This is a genomic window from Acidovorax sp. sif1233, assembly GCF_019218755.1.
In the GTDB taxonomy this organism is placed as follows: Bacteria; Pseudomonadota; Gammaproteobacteria; order Burkholderiales; family Burkholderiaceae_C; genus Acidovorax.
Window position 1 is genome coordinate 1,223,242 of sequence record NZ_JAHUWZ010000001.1, and the last position, 19,967, is coordinate 1,243,208.

A 19,967-nucleotide genomic window follows, 5' to 3' on the forward strand; every position below is an offset into this window, starting at 1 on the left:
CATGGCGATCGGGGTCGAAGAGGTGAAGGCTAGCGGGCATGGCTAAGCGAATACAAAGGGTTGGCTCGCGCAGCTTAGCCGCTATCAGGGCCGGGCAGCTTCGCCGCCCGAGAGAGACTTCACGCTCGCGTCGCGTAGCAGCATGCCGGCCTCCCGCTCTTCCTGTTCGGGCACTCCATGGGCTCGTTCGCAGCGCAGGCGGCGATTCTGGACCAAGCATTCAACTGGTCCGGCGCGGTCCTGTCAGGCTCCACCGCTCTCGACCTGTTCGCCGCCGGCATGGCCAACGCCCCTACCGGGCTCGCCGCATTCAACGCTGGCTTTGAGCACCGCACCGGCTACGAATGGCTGTCGTGCGACGCTGCAGAGGTAGACGCCTATGTGGCCGACTCGTGGTGCGGCTGGGACGTGCCGCCATACGTGATCCCCTCGCTCTTCGCCCCGGCTGGCCGACCCCGCGCTGCTGGCGCGTATCCGCAGCGACCTGCCCATCCTCATCGCGTCAGGCGACGCGGACCCGCTGGCCGCAGGCGGGGCGTTGGTTCAGCAACTGGGGCAGTGGTATCAGGATGCGGGAGTGGCCGATGTGACGGTCAAGCTGTGCCCGGCGGCGCGGCATGAGATATTGAATGAGACCATTCGGGATGAGGTGACGGGGAATGTTGTGGCGTGGCTGCGGGCGCGTGTGGAGGTGGCATAGTCGCCGTCCGAGACCAAGACGGCAGGCGCGTCGCGATTCAGTGGCGCTGCCGCCGCTCGCATGCCATCGGGTCTAATTGAGGTGCCGCGTCAGAGAGAGCGGCCCGCGAAGTCGGCCCGTGTGCCGACGCGAAAAACGGGAGCAAAGATGCCAACGATTGAACGGCTGGTACTGGGAAACTTCAAGAAATTCGGAAGCTTGGAAGTTGAGTTTGATCCAGAGCTAAACCTTCTGATTGGCGACAACGAGGCGGGGAAAAGCTCAGTGCTTCTGGCCCTTGAACTTGTGATGAGCGGAAGTCGCAACAAGGTCGAAACCATCGGGGTCGAGACACTACTGAATGCCGACGCTGTAAAGGCATTTCAGGCGGGGCCATGCACCGTAGACCGTCTCCCGAAACTGTTCGTTGAGGTCTACCTCTCTGCCGAAAATAAGCCTGGCTTGAATGGAAAGAACAACTCTAGGGATCTCGAGCGTGACGGGCTACGCATGTCGTTTGAGCCGATTCTCGATTTCAGCAAGGACATCGCGGAAGCGCTGAAGGAAGACCCGACCAATTTCCCGTTTGAGTATTACGGTGTCCAGTTCAATACGTTTGGGGGTGAGGCGTATTCCAGCGTCAAAAAGCACGTCCGGCATCTGGCAATCGACAGCTCCAGAATCGACAGCGAATATGCAGCTCGGGAGTACACCCGCTCGGTGTTCTCGATGCACGCCAACGTCGGGAGCCGCAGCAGGCTCGAGAACGCCTATCGTCAAAGCAAGAGCGAATTCAAGAACGCCCAACTGAAGGAGCTGAACGACATGCTGGCGGACTACAAGTTCGGCGTGCGCACGAGCGCCAAGGCCAATCTGGAGTCCGACCTGGTTCTCACCGAAGATGAGATCCCAATTGAGAGCAAGGGCAAGGGGCGGCAGTGCTTCATCAAGACCGAGTTCGCGCTGAGCAAGAAGGGCGTCAAAAGTGGGCTGGACGTCCTGCTCCTAGAGGAGCCTGAAAACCACCTGAGCCACTCGACGATGCACCAGCTCATCGAGCGAATCGCTCAGTCGGTGAACAAGCAATTGTTTATCGCAACTCACAGCAGCCTGATCTCTGCTCGACTTGATTTGCGCAAGGCCATCCTGCTTGGAAAGCGAGGACAGCATGCGCGACTCAACAAGCTCCCATCTGACACCGCGAAGTTCTTCATGAAGGCGCCCGATAACAACGTCCTTGAGTTTGCGCTGTCGAGGAAGGTGATCCTTGTTGAGGGCGATGCCGAGTTCATCCTCCTGGATGCGCTTTACCAAAAGCACTCGGGGTCCACATTGAAGAAAGACGGGGTCCACGTCATCTCGGTGGGCGGTACGAGCTTTAAGCGCTATCTAGACCTCGCCAGGCTGCTTGGCGTGCGCACTGCGGTCATTCGCGACAACGACGGCGACTACCAGAGAAACTGCGTCGACAACTACGCAGAGCACGCGATGCCGCATGCCAAAGTCTTTGCAGACACCAACTCAAAGCAGCGCACGACCTTCGAGATCTGTCTGTACGAAGACAACAAGGCAGTTTGCGACGAGGTCTTCCGCACGCCAAAGCGTAAGCTTGAACCGTTGGCGTACATGCTTGCCAACAAGGCTGACGCGGCGTTTGATCTTTTGCTGGCGAAGGAGGCTGAACTGGTGGCGCCTGGGTACATGCAGGAGGCCATAAAGTGGATAAACGAGTAGTCTTCGCGGTCGCAGGTTCAGGGAAGACAACCAGCCTTATCAACGAGCTGGGTCTTGAGAAGCGGGTCTTGCTTATCACTTACACAGAGAGTAATTGCGAAGAGATTCTGCGTCGCGTTCTTGCGAAGTTCGGTTATCTCCCGGACAGCATCACCGTCTGCACCTACTTTACATTCTTGAACTCATTTTGCTATCGGCCCTTGCTTCTCACGAAGATGCAGACCATGGGAATTTCGTTTGATAGGCCGAGCGAATACTCATCGCGCCAGAAGCTCCAAAGCCGTGACCGGTACGTCACAGCAGGCGGTCGCATCTACCACGCGAGAATGGCGAAGGTCCTGGATGTATATGGTTGCATCCCGACGCTTCAGCGTCGACTGGAGCGCTACTACGACAAAGTCTGCATTGACGAGGTTCAGGATTTCGGCGGACATGACTTCAATCTGCTCAAGCAAATTGTCCAGGCCAACGTCGAGGTTCTGTTAGTCGGCGACTTCTATCAGCACACGTACTCCACCAGCGCCGATGGTGCAGTCAATAAAGGGCTGCACGACAGCTATGACCGCTTTAAGGACGCCCTGCGATCTGCTGGCTTGGTCGTTGACACGACGTCCTTGCTCAAGAGCCACCGTTGCAGCTCCTCGGTGTGCTCGTTCATCCGAGACACTATCGGGGTGGACATCTATGCACACTCGGATCGCACTACCCAAGTCTCAGTGGTCAACGACCCGTCACTGGCGGCAAAGCTTCACGCTGACGCGGGCACCATTAAGCTGTTTTATCAAGAGCACGGACGATATGGCTGCTACTCGCAGACCTGGGGTGAGTCAAAGGGACGTGACCACTACCAGGACGTCTGCGTTGTACTGAATGCCGAGTCCTGGAAGCACTTCTCCGCCGGTACGCTGGCCGAGATGGCTGCGACCTCGCGGAACAAGCTATACGTTGCGTGCTCGCGTGCGCGCGGCGACCTCTATGTAATGCCAGACGCGATGCTGAAAGCTTTCAAAAAAGCCCGGGACATTCGTCACGTCGCCTCCACTTGACGATCTTGACTGCGCAGCTGCAGCCCTTCCGCTCGGCGTTGCAGAAGTGGGTCGTGGACTGCCTCAAGCCGTGGCTGTCGTACGAGTCCTCGCCATGACTGACCGCAGCCGCTGCTAGCAGCCAGAATCCCGAGTATTTGATCTCGTGGGCCACTGACCCATCTATCGACCCCGCGCTCCTCGCCCCCTCCGCGCAGTCCCTGCGATCTGACAAGCCCGCCGGTACGCGCGCAGCGTCAACTCCGCCCGCTGCATCACGGTGTCCTCCACGGCGGTAGCGCGGTCGGCCAGCTCATCAGCCTGCACCTGCAGCAACTCTGCCGGGCTCATCCCCGACGCTTCGCCCGTCAGCAGCGCAATCCCCTCGCTCACATGTCCCATGGTGTAGACATGGAACAGCCCGCGCTCCACCGCGTCCAGCACGCTGCGGTCCAGCATCAGGTGGCGCTGGTTGCGGGCGGGGATCAGTACGCCCTGCGTGCCGTCGAGCCCTGCGGTGCTGCAGGCGCGGAACCAGCCTTCGATCTTTTCGTTGATGCCGCCCACGGGTAGCACCTCGCCGTGCTGGTTGAGCGCGCCGGTCACGGCGATGCCCTGGCGCAGCGGCAGGCCTGACAGGCTGGACAGCAGCGCGTACAGCTCGGCGCACGAGGCCGAGTCGCCTTCCACGCCGCTGTATTCCTGCTCGAACACGATGGACGCATTCAGCGCCAGCGGCGCCACGTGGCTGAACAGCGCGGTGAGGTAGCTGTGCAGGATGAGCACGCCCTTGTCGTGGATGGGGCCGGACATATCGACCTCGCGCTCGATGTTGAGCAGGCCCTCTTGCCCGGCAAACGTGCGCGCGGTGATGCGCACGGGGAAGCCGAAACGGTAGTCGCCCAGGTCGATCTGCGTCATGGCGTTGATCTGGCCGGTGATGGAGCCTGCCAGCGAGATCAGGCGCTCGCCCTCGGTGATGGAGTCGTGCAGCTCTTCTTCGGGCTGGTTGTGGCGCTGGGTGCGGGCGGCCAGGGCGGCCTGCACATCGGCCGTCCGCACCAGCGTGCCGCCGCGCGCCTTGCACAGGGCGGCGCTTTCGATGGCCAGCGCCTCGGTGTGGGCAAAACGCGCGCTCTGGCGGCGCTGGTCGTCGGCCTCGCGGTGGGTTTGCTCCAGCAGCAGGGCCACGGCGTCGGGGCCGAAGTGGGGCAGGCCGCGCTTCTTGCAGACTTGCGCCACCAGGATGGCGGTGGCCTGGTGCGTGGCGGGGGTGGCGGCAAAGCGGTCTGAAAAATCCACCTTCACGCGAAAGCGGCGCGCGGCGTCGGGGTCAGCATCCTGCAGTGCGTAGTACTCGTCCACCGATCCGATCAGCACGATCTTCACATCCACGTCCACGGGCTCGGGCTGCAGCGCGGCCCCGCCCCCCGGTCCATGGCCGGGGCCGCCGCTCGGCTCGTCGATCTGCAGGCGGCCGCAGCGCAGGAAGCGGCGCAGCCGCTGCCACAGGCCCTCTTCGGCGGCCAGGTCGTGCAGGTGCAGCAGGATGAAGCCGCCGTGCGCCTTGAGCAGGCTGCCCGCATGGATGCCGGTGTGGTCGGCCTGCACGGTGTCGGCGTCCGATCCATGCTCGATGCTGCCAAACAGCGTGCGCATGGTGGGGTTGTCTTCCACCACCACGGGCGCGGCCGTGCGGCCGTGGTTGTCCACCACCAGGTTGACCTGGCAGCGGGCCAGCAGGTCATCGAGTGCATCCTTGCGGTCGTCCTCGGCGTCGGCGTTCTGCTCCGCATCGCCGGGCTCGAACAGGCCGATGTGGTCCAGCACCGCATGCTCCACCTGGTCGAGCCAGTGCGTGAGCTTGACGGTGTCCTTGATCTGCTTGCGCAGGCCCTGGCGGATGTCGTGCAGCGCGTGTTCCACCAGGGGCTTGATGGAGTGGCGGCGCAGGGCAATCAGAGCGTCGTCGCGGGCGCGCTCCAGCGGGCGGGTGGCTTCGAGAAAGCGGGCGATCTCGGTGCGCAAGGCGTGCTCGGCGGCGTCAATCTCTGCGCGGCGCTCGCGGGGCAGGGCGCGGGCTTCGGCTTCTGTCAGCGGCTGGCCTTTGGGGCCGGTGAGGGTGAACACCATCTGCCCGCCTTCGCGCGAAATGCGGAACTGGCGCGCCTCGGCAAACGCGTCCAGCACGGCAAAGGCCTCGCTCTCTTGCGCTTGCCAGGTTTTCTCGATGCGTTCGGCGTCGGCCTTGAAGGCGGCTGCTGCGAGGTGTTTGGGGATATCGGCCTGCAGGTTCTTGGCCATGTCGGCCATGCCTTGGCGCAACTGCCGGCCCTGGCCCGCCGGCAGGCGCAGGGCGAGGGGGTGGTCGGGCTTGTCGAAGTTGTGCAGGTAGCACAGGTCGGGCGGCACGGCGCGTTCTGCCGCAGCAGTCTGCATGGCCTGGCGCAGCAGCGATGCGCGCCCACTGCCCACTTCGCCCAGCACGAAGAGGTGGTAGTCGGGCTGGTGCAGCCCCAGGCCAAACTGGGCGGCGGCCTGCGCGCGCTCCTGGCCGATCCAGGGCAGGGGCAGGTCCTGCAGTTCGGCCGTGCTGGCAAAGCCCAGCGTGGCGGGGTCGATCGTCAGCCGCAGCTGGTGGGGGGCGAGGGCGAAGGCGGGCATCGGTACAGGGTGGGTGGGAGAGGGCAGGCCAGCGTGTTGGGGTGCGCAAGCTGCGCGGTTGTCAGGGGCTGCTGTCTCCAGAATTTGAATGAAAATGGCCGCTAGCGCCTGATGGATAAGCGCTAGTAGCTATAAAAATTATAGTGACCAGTCAATGAGACACAGGGCAGGGCCCGGCAGGTGCGCCCCCTGCCTGCGCATGGCTGCGCGCATCGGCCAGCGCCGCGGCGGTGGGCGCCTCGGTGGGCCAGCCCGCCAGGTGCTGCTGCGCCACCCGGCTGAGGGCCGTGATCCAGTGGTTGTTGTCGTTCAGGCACGGGATGTAGTGGAACTCCTTGCCGCCCGCGTGCAAGAAGGCCTCGCGCACTTCCATGTTGATTTCTTCCAGCGTCTCCAGGCAGTCGCTGGTGAAGCCGGGGCACACCACGTCCACGCGCCGCGTGCCGGCCTTGCCCAGTGCCTCGATGGTGGGCTGGGTGTAGGGCTCCAGCCACTTGGCCTTGCCAAAGCGCGACTGGAAGGTGATGCGGTAGCGCTCCGCGCGCAGGCCCAGGCGCTCGGCCAGCAGGCGGCCGGTCTTGCGGGCCTCGCAGTGGTAGGGGTCGCCCAGGTGCAGGGTGCGCTCGGGCACGCCATGAAAGCTCATCACCAGCTGGTCGGGCTGTCCGTGGTGCTTCCAGTGGGTTTCGATGGTGCGGGCCAGCGCGTCGATGTAGCCGGGGGCGTCGTGGTAGCGGTTCACGAAGCGCAGTTCGGGCACGTGGCGGGTGCGTGCAGCCCAGGCGTACACCGCGTCGAACAGACTGGCCGTGGTGGTGCCGGAGTACTGCGGGTACAGCGGCAGGATCAGGATGCGCGTGGCGCCTTCGGCCTTCAAGGCGTCGAGCTGGCTGTCGATGGAGGGGTTGCCGTAGCGCATGGCGTGGCGCACCAGCACCGCGTGCCCGGCCTCGCCCAGCCAGCCACGCAGCAGCGTGGCCTGCTTGGCCGTCCACACCGCCAGGGGCGAGCCCTCGGCCGTCCAGATGCTGGCGTACTTGGCGGCCGACTTGGCGGGGCGGGTGCGCAGGATGATGCCGTGCAGGATGGGCAGCCACGCCAGCTTGGGGATCTCCACCACGCGGTGGTCGCCCAGAAACTGCGCCAGGTAGCGCCGCACGGCGGGCGCGGTGGCGGCGTCGGGCGTGCCCAGGTTGCACAGCAGCACTGCGGTTCGCTCGGCCTGGCCGTGGGTGTAAGGGGGTTCGGGGCGGAAGGAGGGCATGCGGCATTTTCGCCCACGCGTGGTGCCTGGTGGGGGCTGGGGGTTGGATGTGGGCCCGGCGCCTGTTTTTGGGGCGCTCGGGTAATCCCCGATGTGGTTGTGAAACCGGTTTCATAAACTCTGCGCATCCACTCCGAACCACCCACGCCGTGAATTACCAGTTCCAGTTCGACGCCGTTTTCGCCGCGTGGCCGCTGCTGCTCAAAGGCACGTGGATCACCGTGCAGCTGTCGCTCACGGCCACGGTGCTGGGGCTGGTGGTGGCCGTGTTCTGCGCCTGGGGCAAGACGGGCGGGCCGGCGTGGCTGCGGTTCTTGATCAACGCGTACATCGAGGTCATCCGCAACACGCCGTTCATCGTGCAGCTGTTTTTCTTCTTCTTCGCGCTGCCGTCCATCGGCCTGCGCTGGTCGCCCTACACCGCGGCGCTGACGGCGATGGTGGTCAACCTGGGGGCCTACGCGGCAGAGATCGTGCGGGCGGGCATCGAGTCCATCCCCAAGGGGCAGATCGAGGCGGGCAAGGCGCTCAACCTGAAGCCCTGGGAGATCTTTCGCTTCGTCATCCTCAAACCCGCGCTCAAGGCCATCTACCCCGCGCTCACCAGCCAGTTCATCCTGCTGATGCTCAGCTCGGCCGTGGTGTCGGTGATCTCGGCGGACGACCTGACCTCGGTGGCGGCGAACCTGCAGTCGCAGACCTTCCGCAGTTTCGAGATCTACATCGTGGTGGCGCTGATCTACCTGGTGCTGGCGCTGTCGTTCTCTGCGCTGTTCAAGCTGATCTACCAGCGCGCGCTCAACTACCCCGACCGCCGCTAAGGAGACCCGGACCATGCGTACCTTCGGACTCTCCGAATTCCTTTTCATCCTGCAGGCCGCGCAGTGGACGCTGGCGCTGTCGGCCATTGCCTTCGTCGGCGGCGCCCTGCTGGGCCTGGTGGTGGCGCTGTCGCGCACGTCCGAGAGCGCTGTGGCGCGCAATGCGTCGCGCGTGTTCATCCAGGTGTTTCAGGGCACGCCGCTGCTGCTGCAGCTGTTTTTGATCTTCTTCGGCGCGCCGGTGCTGGGGCTGGACATCAACCCCTGGGTGGCGGCGGGCGTGGCGCTGGTGCTCAACAGCGCGGCGTTTCTGGCCGAGATATGGCGCGGCTGCATCGAGGCGGTGCCGCGCGGCCAGTGGGAGGCCGCGCAGGCCCTGAACCTGAGCTACATCAACCGCATGCGCTTCGTGGTGCTGCCGCAGGCCTTCAAGATCGCGCTGCCGCCCACCGTGGGCTACACGGTGCAAATCATCAAGGGCACATCGCTGGCCGCCATCATCGGTTTCACCGAGATCACGCGGGCCGGGCAGATCATCAACAACGCCACCTTCCAGCCGCTGCATGTGTTCACCACCGTGGCGGCGCTGTACTTCGTGATCTGCTGGCCGCTGTCGCTGCTGGCCGCGCGCATGGAGCGCAAGCGGGCCCGGGCGCTGGCGCGCTGACGGCATCGCCGCCAACACCAACAGCGTCTTCGTTCATTCATTGCTTTTTTATCTCTCGTTCATAACCACTACCTGGAGACATGCCATGACCTTTTCCCTGCACCGCCGCACCGTCACCACCGCCTTGGCCGCACTGGGCCTGGGCGCCGCGCTCACGGCTTTTGCGCCGCTGGCCTCGGCACAGTCCGTGGCCGACATCAAGAAGAAGGGCGAGCTCACCATCGGCATGCTGGTGGACTTCCCGCCTTACGGCACGACCAACGCGCAGAACCAGCCCGACGGCTACGACGCCGACGTGGCCAAGCTGCTGGCCAAGGAGCTGGGCGTCAAAGCCAACATCGTGCCCGTCACCGGCCCCAACCGCATTCCGTTTTTGCTGACCAACAAGGTCGACGTGCTGGTGGCGTCGCTCGCCATCACGCCCGAGCGCGCCAAGCAGGTGCAGTTCTCGCAACCCTATGCGGCCGCCACCATCGTGCTGTACGGCAAGACGGGCAGCGCCATCAAGAGCGCGGCGGACCTGAAGGGCGTTCGCGTGGGCGTGGCCCGTGCCAGCACGCAGGATGTGGCCGTGACCAAGGCCGCGCCCGAGGGCACCGAAATCCGCCGCTTCGACGACGACGCATCGGCCATGCAGGCACTGATCTCCGGCCAGGTCGATGCCATCGGCTGCTCGGTCACCGTGGCCGCGCAGATCGCCAAGCGCGTGCCCGCCAACACCTTCGAGAACAAATTCAACCTGCTGCAGCAGGCCATGGGCATTGCCCTGCGCCCCGGCCAGGACGAGTTGACCAAGGCGGTGAACGACTTCGTGGCGCGCAACACGGCCAACGGCGAGTTGAACAAGCTGTATCAGAAGTGGCTGGGCGCGGATCTGCCCAAGCTGCAATAACCCATATCGCTTGAGCGTGAACCCCAGCCACCCCAGGAGCCTTTGACAATGACGGACGCAGTCACGACGACGAAGACCACCGCCGGTGCACCCCCCATCATCACGATGGAGGGGGTCAACAAGTGGTACGACAGCTTTCAGGTGCTGACCGACATCGACCTGTCGGTGCGGGCCGGCGAGCGCATCGTGATCTGCGGGCCGTCGGGCTCGGGCAAGTCCACGCTGATCCGCTGCATCAACCGGCTGGAGACGGTGCAAAAGGGTCGCATCGTGGTTGACGGCATTGAGCTGACCGCTGGCGGCAAGAATGTGGACGCCGTGCGTGCCGAGGTGGGCATGGTGTTCCAGCAGTTCAACCTGTTTCCGCACCTCACCATCCTGGAGAACTGCACGCTGGCGCCCATGCGCTCGCGCGGCATGGGCAAGGCGGAAGCGGAAGAGGTCGCCATGAAATACCTCACGCGGGTGCGCATCCCCGAGCAGGCGCACAAGCACCCCAGCCAGTTGTCGGGCGGGCAGCAGCAGCGCGTGGCCATTGCGCGCGCGCTGTGCATGGCCCCCAAGGTGATGCTGTTCGACGAACCCACGTCGGCGCTGGACCCGGAGATGGTCAAGGAAGTGCTGGACACCATGATCGGCCTGGCCGAGGACGGCATGACCATGCTGTGCGTGACGCACGAGATGGGCTTTGCGCGCAGCGTGGCCGACCGCGTGATCTTCATGGCCGACGGCAAGATCCTGGAGCAGGCGCCGCCCGCGCAGTTCTTCGGCCAGCCGCAGCATGAGAAGACGCGTCAGTTCCTCGGCCAGATCCTGAGCTCCCACCACGCGCACTGAGGCCGTGGTGGCCGCACGTTGACGAAAGCCCGGCTGACGGGCTTGAAAGAACATCCATGAAGGTATTGATCTCCCTGTCCTCCTTCGGCGCGGCCGAAACGGGACGCCACGGCCAGCTGTGGTGCACCGACCTGGCCCGCCAGGCGGGCGCCGACGGCGTGGAAGTGCGCGGCGAGCTGCTGCGCGACGCGGCCACCGAGCTGCCCGCGCTGGCGGGCCTGGCCGCGGTGTACTCCAGTCCCGAGGGCCTGTGGACCGTGCAGGGCCAGTTGGACGAAGCCGCCCTGCAGCGCGGCATTCATGCATCGCAGGTGCTGCACGCGCCGCGCCTGAAGATGTCCATCGGCGGCTTTGGCGCGCGGTCCGAGGCGTCGCTGCAGCGCCTCAAGGCGCTGCTGGCCGCCACCCCGCAGGTGGAACTGGTGATCGAAAACGACCAGACCGCCACCGCAGGCACGCTCGCCGCCCTGCAGGCATTCTTTGCCGCGCAGGCGCAGGCGCAGGCCGGGCTCGACCTGGGCATGACCTTCGATATGGGCAACTGGCACTGGCAGGGCGAATGCCCGCTGCAGGCCGCGCAGGCCCTGGCGCCCCATGTGCGCTACGTGCACTGCAAGGGCGTGCAGCGCCTGCCGGCCAAGTGGATCGCGGTGCCGCTGGCGGAGTCGGTGGCGCCCTGGCGCGCCGTGCTGCGCGCGCTGCCCGCCGATGTGCCGCATGCCATCGAGTACCCGCTGGTGGGCGACGACCTGGTGGCCGTTACGCGCGGGCAGGTGGACTTCATCCGTGCGGTGCGAGGTGCTGCATGAGCGACGCTGTTTCCAGATCCGGCGGCACCGCATTCGATGTGGCCCTGTTCGGCGAAGCCATGCTGCTGCTGGTGGCCAACGAGCCCGGCCCGCTGGAGAACGCCACGGGGTTTCACAAGCGCACCGCGGGGGCCGAGACCAATGTGGCCATCGGCCTGGCGCGCCTGGGCCTGAAGGTGGGCTGGGCCAGTCGCCTGGGCACCGACTCCATGGGCCGCGCGCTGCTGGCCGCCATGCGCGGCGAGGGCATCGACTGCTCGCACGTGGTGTGCGATGCCACCCAGCGCACGGGCTTTCAGTTCAAGGAGCGCGTGACCGACGGGCGCGACCCGCAGGTCGAATACCACCGCAAGGGCTCGGCCGCCAGCCAGATGGGCCCGGCCGATGTGGACGAACCCTGGCTGCGGTCCGCGCGCCACCTGCACGCCACGGGCGTGTTCGCGGCCATCTCGGACACCAGCCTGCAGGCAGCCATCCGCACGCTCGAGGTCGCGCGCGCCGCGGGCCGCACCATCTCGTTCGACCCCAACCTGCGCCCCACGCTCTGGGCATCGCCCGAGGCCATGCGCCACTGGATCAACACCCTGGCCGGCTATGCCGACTGGGTGCTGCCGGGCCTGGAAGAGGGCGTGTTCCTGACCGGCGAAACCACGCCCGAAGGCGTGGCGCGCTTCTACCGCGAGCGCGGCGCGAGGCTGGTGGTCGTGAAGCTCGGGCCCGAGGGCGCCTACTACGACAGCGACATGGCCGGCACCGGCCGCGTGCCCGGCGTGCCCGTGGCCCAGGTGGTGGACACCGTGGGCGCGGGCGATGGCTTTGCGGTGGGCATCATCAGCGCACTGCTCGAAGGCTTACCCGTGCCCGCCGCCGTGCGCCGCGGCGCCTGGATTGGCGCGCGGGCGGTGCAGGTGCTGGGCGACACCGAAGGGCTGCCCACGCGGGCTCAGTTGCAGGAGGCAGGCCTGTGAGCGCGTCTGCTTCGGTGGTGGAGCGCAAGCCTGAGCGCAAGAAGGTGCTGGTCTTTCGTGAACTGCCGCCCGACCAGCTGGCACGCCTGCAGGCCCTGCACGACGTGACGGTGGCCAACCCGCGCAAGCCCGAAGAGCGTGCCCTGTTCGACTCGGCGCTCGGCCAGGCGCAGGGGCTGATCGGGTCGAGCTACCCCGTCGATGCCGCGCTGCTGGCGCGGGCGCCCCGGCTGGAAGTGGTCTCCAGCGTGTCGGTGGGCGTGGACAACTACGCCCTTGATGCGCTGCAGGCACGCGGCATCGTGCTGTGCCACACGCCCGGCGTGCTGGACGAAACCGTGGCCGACACCGTGTTCGCCCTGCTCATGGCCACCAGCCGCCGCGTGGTGGAGCTGGCGCAGCTGGTGCGCGAGGGACGCTGGACCAGGAACATCGGCGAAGACCTGTTCGGCAGCGATGTGCATGGCAAGACGCTGGGGCTGCTGGGCTTTGGCCGCATCGGCCAGGCCATCGCGCGCCGTGCGGCGCTGGGCTTTGGCATGCCCGTGGTCTACCACGCGCGCCGGCCGGTGGACCTGGCCGCCACGGCGCCTGAACTGGTGGGCAAGGCTGCGCACGTGCCGCTGGCCGAGCTGCTGGCGCGGTCCGACTTTGTGGTGGCCATGCTGCCGCTGTCTGGCAGCACGCGGGGCTTGGTCAACGCCGACGTCTTTGCCGCCATGAAGCCCGGCGCCATCTTCATCAACGGCGGGCGCGGCGCCACGGTGGTGGAGCAGGACCTGCTGCACGCGCTCGACCACGGCACGCTGCGCGCGGCGGGCCTGGATGTGTTTGCCACCGAGCCGCTGCCGCTCGACTCGCCCCTGCGCACCCACCCGCGCGTGACGCCGCTGCCGCACATCGGCTCGGCCACGCACGGCACGCGCCACGCCATGGCGCTGCTTGCCACCACCAGCTTGCTGCAGGCGCTGGCCGGTGAGCGGCCCGCCGCCGTGTATAACGCCGCGCAAGCATGACCTCACCGACACCCGCACCATCGACCACGCCCCGCGCCCGCCCCACCATCGCCGATGTGGCGGCCGAGGCCGGCGTGTCCAAGGCCACGGTGTCTCGGTACTTCAACCACCGCGAGCGCCTGCTCAGCCCCGACATCGCCGCGCGCGTCGAGGCCGCCATCGCCAAGCTGGCCTATGTGCCCAGTCCCATGGCCCAGGCGCTCAGCCACGGCCGCTCGCGCCTCATCGGGCTGGTGGTGGCCGACATCACCAATCCGTATTCGGTGGCCGTGCTGCGCGGCGCCGAAAAGGCGTGCCAGGAGGCGGGCTACCTGGTGATGCTGTTCAACCTGGGCAACGACCGCGAGCGCGAGCGCGCCGCCATCGATGCGCTGGCGAGCTACCAGGTGGACGGCTTCATCCTCAACACGCTGGGGCAGGGCGAGGGGCTGGCCGACGTGACCACCCTGCACGGCAAGCCCGCGGTGCTGGTGGATCGCCGCCATGCGGGCCTGGCGGCGGATTTCGTGGCGCTCGACAACGAAGCCGCCATGCGCGACACCTGCGCGCACCTGGTGCAGCAAGGCTGGCAGGACCTGCTCTATGTCACGCAGCCGCTGCAGGGTGTGAGTTCGCGCCTGGAGCGCACGGCGGCCTTTCGCGCCTGCGTGGCGGCCCAGGGCAGGAATGTGCGCGGCGATGTGCTGGAGATCGATGCGCAGCAGGAGGGCGAGGACGCGCTGGCCCAGGCGCTGGCGGCCTTTCGCCAGCGTGCGGGGCGGGGCGCGCGCTGCGCGGTGGTCGCAGGCAATTCCGTGGTCACGCTGCGCGTGGCGGCCTCGGTGTCGCGCCTGGGCTGGACCTTCGGGCTGGAGGTGGGCTTCGTGGGCTTCGACGACCCGGAATGGGCACCGTTGATCCGGCCGGGCCTGAGCACCGTGGCGCAGCCCACCGATGCCATCGGCCAGCGCGCGGCCCGGTGCCTGCTGGAGCGCATCGGCGGCCTGCAGGGCCCGGTGCGCGAAAACCTGTTGCCCGGCACGCTCATCGTGCGCGGGTCGTCGCTGGGCACCTGACCCCGAAGGGCGTGCGCACAGGCGCTGCGGTATGCTGTGCGGCCGCCGCCCGGCATCCCACCGGGCCTTCCGCCTCCACGCTGTTTTTTGCAGGTGCGCCCCCTTGCCGACCCCCTCCCTGGACATCCCCCGCATCCGCGCCGTCACCATCGACCTGGACGACACGCTGTGGCCCATCTGGCCCACCATCGAGCGCGCCGAAGCCGTGCTGCTGCAGTGGATGGCCGAGCATGCGCCCGCCACCGCGCGCCTGTTCCAGAGCACCGAGGCGCTGCGCGCCATCCGCAACCAGATGGTGAACCTGCGGCCCGACCTGCAGCACGACCTGAGCGCGCTGCGCCGCGAATCCATCCGCCTGGCGCTGACCCAGGCGGGCGATGACGGCGCGCTGGCCGAGCCCGCGTTCGACCTGTTTTTTGCCGAACGCCAGCGCGTGGCGCTGTTCGACGATGCGCACGATGCGCTGGCCTTCCTGTCGTCGCGCTACCCGGTGGTGGCGGTGTCCAACGGCAACGCCGACATCCACAAGGTGGGCATCGGCCACTACTTCAAGGACAGCCTGAGCGCATCGGTGCTGGGCGTGGCCAAGCCCGATGCCCGCATCTTCCAGGCGGCCGCCCAGGCGCTGCAGGTGCCGCCGCACGCGGTGCTGCATGTGGGCGACGATGCCACGCTGGACGCCCGGGGCGCCATGGAGGCCGGCATGCAGGCGGTGTGGCTGAATCCCGCCGAGGCCGCCTGGCCCTACGACACCCCGCCGCATGCCACCGTGAGCAATCTCACGGAGCTGTGCCGGCTGCTGACGGCGTAGCCCGCGCGCTCCACGCTATCCGGGGGCAATTTCTTGTCCCAGGTCAAGGGCCCGGCACGCCGCGGTGTGTGCCGGCTTGATCCCGGTCACCGATCCGGCCACACTGCAGGCCATGCCGAGAAACCCTCCCGCCTTGCCCGCCATCCGCACCATCGGCCTCATGCAGCCCATGACCTGGCTCGTCCTGGCCTGGCGCGACATGGCCCGCGCGGGCTGGATCAGCTTTGCCCACGGCCTGGCCCTGGCGCTTTTTGGCGCGACGATCTTCGCGGTGGCCCACCACAGGTTCTGGCTGCTGGCCGGGGCACTGTCGGGCTTTCTGGTGATAGCCCCGGTGCTGGCCACCAGCCTGTATGCGCTGAGCCGCGCGCTGGAGCGTGGCGAGCCCGCGAACCTGGGCGTGGTGCTCAAGACCTGGCTGAACTGGCAGGACAGCCACGTCAACAAATGGGGCAACGACTACTGGTGCATGGTGCAGTTCGGCGCCCTGCTGGCGCTGGCGGCCACGGGCTGGGTCATGACGTCGGCGGCGCTCATCACGCTGCTGGCGCCCGTGCCCATCCAGACGCCCCTGGATTTCCTGCGCCATGTGGTACTGGCCCGCGAGGGCTGGCTGTTCGAGATCTGGCTGGCGCTGGGCAGCCTCATGGCGGCGCCGATCTTCGCCTCCAGCGTGGTGGCCATGCCCCTGCTGCTGGACCGGCGCGCCACCTTGCTGCAGGCCGTGCTCACCAGCTGGCAGGCGGTGATCGGCAACCCGTTGCCGATGGCGTTCTGGGCGGCGCTGATCCTGGGCTTCACGCTGCTGGGCCTGGGCTCGCTGCTGCTGGGGCTGATCGCCGTCATGCCCATGCTGGGCCACGCGAGCTGGCATGCCTACCGGGATCTGGTCGATGCCTCCAGCCTGCCCGGGCGGGGGGCGGCAGCGCCCACGCAGAACCGCGGGGTGGCGCCGTGATCTTCGGTTTCACCGAGGCGCAGATCTCGGGCTTCTTCCTCACCTATGGCGTGGGTGCGTTCATCCTGTACATGCTGTTCATCATCGGCCAGCTCGCGTGGGAGTCCAAGGCCGGCCGGTTTGGCACCTTCGTGCTGTTCCTGGGCCTGGGCGTGGGCTTCCTCGGGTTCCTGGCGAAGGTCGTGATCCAGTGGTGGCTGGAGCGGTAAGGCCGCAGCGCATCGGCGCCGTGACACGGCCGCAGTGAGGTAAGGTGATGGACCGATCTACCGACCGCCTCGCCCATGTCCTTGCCTTCCGCCCCCTCCCTGCTCACCCGCGCTGAAACCAGCGGCTACACCGAGACATCGACCCACGCCGACGTGATGGCGTACGTGCGCGGCCTGGCGGCGCTGGGGGATGCCCGATTGCATGTCGCGGACTTCGGCGCATCGCCCGAGGGCCGCCTGTTGCCGCTGCTGGTGCTGTCCGCGCAAGGCCATTTCACGCCGCAGGCCGCGCAGGCCAGCGGCCTGCCCGTGGTGCTGATACTGTGCGGCATCCACGCTGGCGAAGTGGAGGGCAAGGAGGCCGCGCTGATGCTGGTGCGCGACCTGCTGCGCGGCGAGCACGGCGACGTGCTCTCGCACTGCACCGTGGTGGTGGTGCCGCTGTTCAACCCCGACGGCAATGACCGGCTGGGCACAGACAACCGCCCGCTGGACGTTGCCCACCTGCGCGGGCAGGACGGCCCGGCGCTCGTGGGCACGCGCAACAATGCGGCGGGGGTGAATCTCAACCGCGACTACATGCGCCATCAGGCTCCCGAGATGCGCCTGCTGCAGACGCGCGTGTGCCAGCCCTGGAACCCCCACCTCACGCTGGACTGCCACGCCACCAACGGCTCCATCCACCGCTTCGCGCTGACCTACGACATTCCCCACACCGAGCACACGGGCCGCAGCGAGCCCGTGGCCTATATGCGCGAACGCATGATGCCCGCCGTGCAGGCCGCGGTGAAGCGCACCGAGGGCCTGGACACCTTCTGGTATGGCAACTTCGTGCGCGACGAGGGCGGGCAGGGCCAGGGCTGGATCACCTACACCCACCACCCGCGCTTTGGCTGCAACTACCGGGGGCTGACCAATCGGCTCGACGTGCTGCTGGAGGCCTATTCGTACATCAGCTTCAAGGAGCGCGTGGCGGTGACGTATGCCGTGCTGCGCGAGGCACTGCACTACGTCGCCGGCCATGGCACTGAGATCGTGCAGCTGCTGGACGGGTGTGCCGAGCCGCCCGCCGAGGTCGCCATCCGCTATGCATTGCAGCCCATCCCAGGCACCACGGTGGAGGTTCTCACGCGGGAACCCTATGCGCTGCAAGGCGCCCCCATCAGCGTGCAGGTGCCGCATTTCGCGCACTTCGTCCCCGTGGCCACCGTGAAGCGGCCCTGGGCCTATGCGGTGCCTGCCGCCGTGGCCGACTGGCTGGAGGGCCATGGCTTGCGGCGGGCCGCCGTTGCGCCTGGCACGCTGCTCGATGCAGAAGTCCCGGTGATGCAGCAGCCCGTGGCGGTGCCGGGGCCCGCCATCTTGGAGGCGCAGGCCAGCACGCACTGGCAGGCAAGCTACCGCCGGGCGCAGCGCGCGTTGCCGCAAGGCTGGTGCGTGGTGCCCACCGGCCAGCGCCACGGCGCGATCGCGGTGTACGCGTGCGAAGCGGAAAGCGACGATGGCCTGGTGGCCAATGGCATCGTGCCGGAGCCGGTGGCGGGCGGTGAATTCCTGGCATGGCGGGTGCTGGCGCCGGTGTGAGGCGGGTGCTGGGCCGGGCCGGGATGCAAACGCCCCATGCCCTGATGCTGCCTAGTCGTAGCGGAGCCGGGGATACCAGTCGGTGCCGCGGCCCTCGGGCGTGAGGTCCAGGATGGACCACAGCGCGGCGATGTCGGGCGCATCGCGCGGGTCCTGCCCGGGGTCGGCCATCTCGCGCGCCATCTCGCTGGCCCAGAACAGGCGCACCTTGTCGCCGTCGCGCCGAAAGATGGTCAGCGCCGGGTACTCGCTGCCGTCGGGCATCAGGATGCCCAGGTCCCGGGCGTAGTCGTCCCCCACGGTCTGCACGAAGTTCAGGTCGCGCCAACCCCGCTCCTGCGCAAACGCGAGCTGCCGCTCCACCGACGAGCGGCCCAGGACCTTGAGCGCGACCCGTTGCTTGATGTCGGCCGCGTTGCCATGGACGGCGCCCAGCCAGTTCGTGCACATGGGGCACGGGCGCTCGCGCTGCGGCCCGTACATCCAGAAGTAGGCCATCAGGGTTTGCTTGTCGCCAAACAGGTCGATCAGCCCCACCTCGGACCCCTGTTCGTCCTGGAAGCGGTAGTTCTTCGCGATGACCGGGCCGGGCGGCAGCGCGCGGCGCTGCTCGGTCAGGCGGCTCATGTGCCGGCGGAACTCGATCTCCTCGGCCAGCAGCGCGCGGCGGGCCTCTTCGTATGCGGCCGAGGCGCCGGGGAAGGGCGTCTTCGCGTTGCGGGCCATTTCGGCCGCGGGCTTCAGTGTGGCGGGCATGGGCTTCCTCCAGTGCGTGGCGGGTTGTGGGCGCGCGGTCTTGCACTCTGCCGCCGCAGGGGGCTGATGCAGGTAGGAAAAAACTGCGGCCCCGTGCAGGCGCAGTCCTTCACGGGCGCCTGGAGCGTGTCGGGTTGGAGCGGTACACGGCTCAGCGAGCCCAGGCCCGGAGTCCCAGGTCCTGCGCCAGGCGCCGGTAGTCCGCCAGGCTGCGCTGCACGAAATCTTCGAGCGCCGCGCCCGTCAGCGCGAACGGGTACAGGCCGTACTGCGCGCACAGCGCGGCGTAGCCGGGGGCGGCCAAGGCATCCCGCAGCGCGGTGGTCCACGCGCGCACCGCCGCATCGGGCGTGCTGGCGGCCATGTACAGGCCGCGCACCGTGGGCCAGACCAGGTCCAGACCCTGCTCGCGTGCCGTGGGCAGGCCCGCCAGGCTGCCACCCAGACGTGCCTGCGAGAGCACCGCCAGCACGCGCAGCGGCGCGCCCTGCGCGGCTGCCTGCAGGGCCTCGGCCGCATCGCCGGTGAAAATGCCGATGTGCCCGCCCCGCAGGGCCTTGAGCGCCTCGCCGCCGCCCTCGAAGGACACGAAGCGCATGCGCTTGTGGTCCTGCCCCGCCGCACGTACCAGCAGCGCGGCCTTGATCCAGTCCTGGCTACCCAGTGTGCCGCCGGCGCCAAACACCACGCGGTTGGAGTCCCTGCGCAGCGCGGTAGCCACGTCCTGCAGGCGCTGGTAAGGCGCATCGCGGTGCACGGCCACCACGCCGTAGTCGGTGCCCAGCGTGGCGATCCAGCGCACGGTGCCCACCGGATGCGGGCCGAAGCGGCCCTGTGCGATGTTGAGCAGCGAACCGCTGGAGAAAGCGACCAGGGTGCCCGGGCCGCCCAGGCGCCCGGTGGCCACCTGGTCAAACGCCACGGCCCCGATGCCCCCGGGCAGGTAGCGGGTGCGCAGCGGGGTGCGCGCGGGCCGCACGGCCTGCAGGGCCTGCCCGGCCAGGCCGCAGGTCAGGTCGAACCCACCGCCGGGGCGTGAGGGCGCGACGCATTCCGCGGGCTCGGTGGAGGCATCCGCGGCCGCTGCGCGCGCGGGCAGGGCGCCGCCCCAGGCCGCCAGCGTTGCCAGCGTTGCCAGCATCTGCCGGCGGCTCGGGGCCGCGGCCATGCCGTCTTCGCGCAAGGGGTGGGGGGCAAGGGGTTGCATGGCGGTGTGGC

The 19,967-nt window shown here is 67.6% G+C and carries 19 protein-coding genes; 15 read left to right on the forward strand and 4 right to left on the reverse strand.

The features are described 5' to 3' along the window. Nucleotides 1-177 precede the first annotated feature (177 nt). The 3 genes from KW843_RS05590 (at nucleotide 178) to KW843_RS05600 (ending at nucleotide 3,459) form a co-directional block, all read left to right on the forward strand. The gene (locus tag KW843_RS05590; RefSeq protein WP_255594553.1) at nucleotides 178-621 is read left to right on the forward strand and encodes a lysophospholipase; all 444 of its coding nucleotides are present in this window, start codon (nucleotides 178-180) and stop codon (nucleotides 619-621) included. Between the two features lie 226 nt (nucleotides 622-847). Further along, entirely contained in the window at nucleotides 848-2,413 is a 1,566-nt protein-coding gene (locus KW843_RS05595; RefSeq protein WP_218294079.1) for an ATP-dependent endonuclease, read from the forward strand. Then, nucleotides 2,398-3,459 (forward strand): AAA family ATPase, encoded by a 1,062-nt coding sequence (locus tag KW843_RS05600; protein WP_218294080.1) that lies wholly within the window; start codon nucleotides 2,398-2,400, stop codon nucleotides 3,457-3,459. The genes KW843_RS05595 and KW843_RS05600 overlap by 16 nt, the downstream gene beginning before the upstream one ends. 162 nt (nucleotides 3,460-3,621) lie before the next feature. Here the strand turns inward: KW843_RS05600 and KW843_RS05605 are convergent, their stop codons facing one another. After that, a complete protein-coding gene (locus KW843_RS05605; RefSeq protein ID WP_218294081.1) occupies nucleotides 3,622-6,102 on the reverse strand; it encodes a Lon protease family protein in 2,481 nt (826 codons plus the stop codon). A gap of 151 nt (nucleotides 6,103-6,253) precedes the next feature. Next, nucleotides 6,254-7,366, reverse strand: coding sequence for a ferrochelatase (gene hemH, locus KW843_RS05610; RefSeq protein ID WP_218294082.1), 1,113 nt, complete (start codon nucleotides 7,364-7,366; stop codon nucleotides 6,254-6,256). Between the two features lie 149 nt (nucleotides 7,367-7,515). On the opposite strand from hemH, the gene KW843_RS05615 reads away from it, so the two are divergent. From KW843_RS05615 to KW843_RS05670, 12 genes are all read left to right on the forward strand, one after another. Further along, nucleotides 7,516-8,187 (forward strand): amino acid ABC transporter permease, encoded by a 672-nt coding sequence (locus KW843_RS05615; RefSeq protein WP_218294083.1) that lies wholly within the window; start codon nucleotides 7,516-7,518, stop codon nucleotides 8,185-8,187. 13 nt (nucleotides 8,188-8,200) lie between these two features. Continuing rightward, complete coding sequence (locus tag KW843_RS05620; RefSeq protein ID WP_218294084.1) at nucleotides 8,201-8,854, forward strand: amino acid ABC transporter permease; 654 nt, start codon at nucleotides 8,201-8,203, stop codon at nucleotides 8,852-8,854. A gap of 85 nt (nucleotides 8,855-8,939) precedes the next feature. After that, nucleotides 8,940-9,746, forward strand: a complete 807-nt coding sequence (locus KW843_RS05625; protein WP_218294085.1) for a transporter substrate-binding domain-containing protein — start codon at nucleotides 8,940-8,942, stop codon at nucleotides 9,744-9,746. Nucleotides 9,747-9,794: 48 nt separating this feature from the next. Beyond that, on the forward strand, nucleotides 9,795-10,583 hold the full coding sequence (locus tag KW843_RS05630; RefSeq protein ID WP_255594555.1) for an amino acid ABC transporter ATP-binding protein: 789 nt from the start codon (nucleotides 9,795-9,797) through the stop codon (nucleotides 10,581-10,583). A 56-nt stretch (nucleotides 10,584-10,639) separates the two neighbouring features. Continuing rightward, complete coding sequence (locus tag KW843_RS05635; protein WP_218294086.1) at nucleotides 10,640-11,392, forward strand: sugar phosphate isomerase/epimerase; 753 nt, start codon at nucleotides 10,640-10,642, stop codon at nucleotides 11,390-11,392. Beyond that, nucleotides 11,389-12,360: a sugar kinase gene (locus tag KW843_RS05640; protein WP_218294087.1), complete on the forward strand. Its 972-nt coding sequence runs from the start codon at nucleotides 11,389-11,391 to the stop codon at nucleotides 12,358-12,360. Before KW843_RS05635 ends, KW843_RS05640 begins: the two co-directional genes overlap by 4 nt. Then, complete coding sequence (locus tag KW843_RS05645) at nucleotides 12,357-13,376, forward strand: 2-hydroxyacid dehydrogenase (protein WP_370628437.1); 1,020 nt, start codon at nucleotides 12,357-12,359, stop codon at nucleotides 13,374-13,376. The genes KW843_RS05640 and KW843_RS05645 overlap by 4 nt, the downstream gene beginning before the upstream one ends. Beyond that, a complete protein-coding gene (locus KW843_RS05650; protein WP_218294088.1) occupies nucleotides 13,373-14,431 on the forward strand; it encodes a LacI family DNA-binding transcriptional regulator in 1,059 nt (352 codons plus the stop codon). The genes KW843_RS05645 and KW843_RS05650 overlap by 4 nt, the downstream gene beginning before the upstream one ends. A gap of 103 nt (nucleotides 14,432-14,534) precedes the next feature. Next, nucleotides 14,535-15,242, forward strand: a complete 708-nt coding sequence (locus KW843_RS05655) for an HAD family hydrolase (RefSeq protein ID WP_255594556.1) — start codon at nucleotides 14,535-14,537, stop codon at nucleotides 15,240-15,242. Nucleotides 15,243-15,354: 112 nt separating this feature from the next. Beyond that, on the forward strand, nucleotides 15,355-16,200 hold the full coding sequence (locus KW843_RS05660; protein ID WP_218294090.1) for a DUF2189 domain-containing protein: 846 nt from the start codon (nucleotides 15,355-15,357) through the stop codon (nucleotides 16,198-16,200). Beyond that, on the forward strand, nucleotides 16,197-16,409 hold the full coding sequence (locus KW843_RS05665; protein WP_044402495.1) for a DUF2788 domain-containing protein: 213 nt from the start codon (nucleotides 16,197-16,199) through the stop codon (nucleotides 16,407-16,409). The genes KW843_RS05660 and KW843_RS05665 overlap by 4 nt, the downstream gene beginning before the upstream one ends. A gap of 75 nt (nucleotides 16,410-16,484) precedes the next feature. After that, nucleotides 16,485-17,993 carry a M14 family metallopeptidase gene (locus KW843_RS05670; protein ID WP_218294091.1) on the forward strand — a complete coding sequence of 503 codons (1,509 nt, stop codon included), beginning with the start codon at nucleotides 16,485-16,487 and terminating at the stop codon, nucleotides 17,991-17,993. Between the two features lie 51 nt (nucleotides 17,994-18,044). Here KW843_RS05670 and KW843_RS05675 read toward each other — a convergent pair whose 3' ends face one another. Both KW843_RS05675 and KW843_RS05680 read right to left on the reverse strand, forming a co-directional pair. After that, nucleotides 18,045-18,749, reverse strand: coding sequence for a DUF899 family protein (locus tag KW843_RS05675; protein ID WP_218294092.1), 705 nt, complete (start codon nucleotides 18,747-18,749; stop codon nucleotides 18,045-18,047). Between the two features lie 151 nt (nucleotides 18,750-18,900). Next, entirely contained in the window at nucleotides 18,901-19,956 is a 1,056-nt protein-coding gene (locus KW843_RS05680) for a Bug family tripartite tricarboxylate transporter substrate binding protein (RefSeq protein ID WP_370628439.1), read from the reverse strand. Nucleotides 19,957-19,967 lie beyond the last annotated feature (11 nt).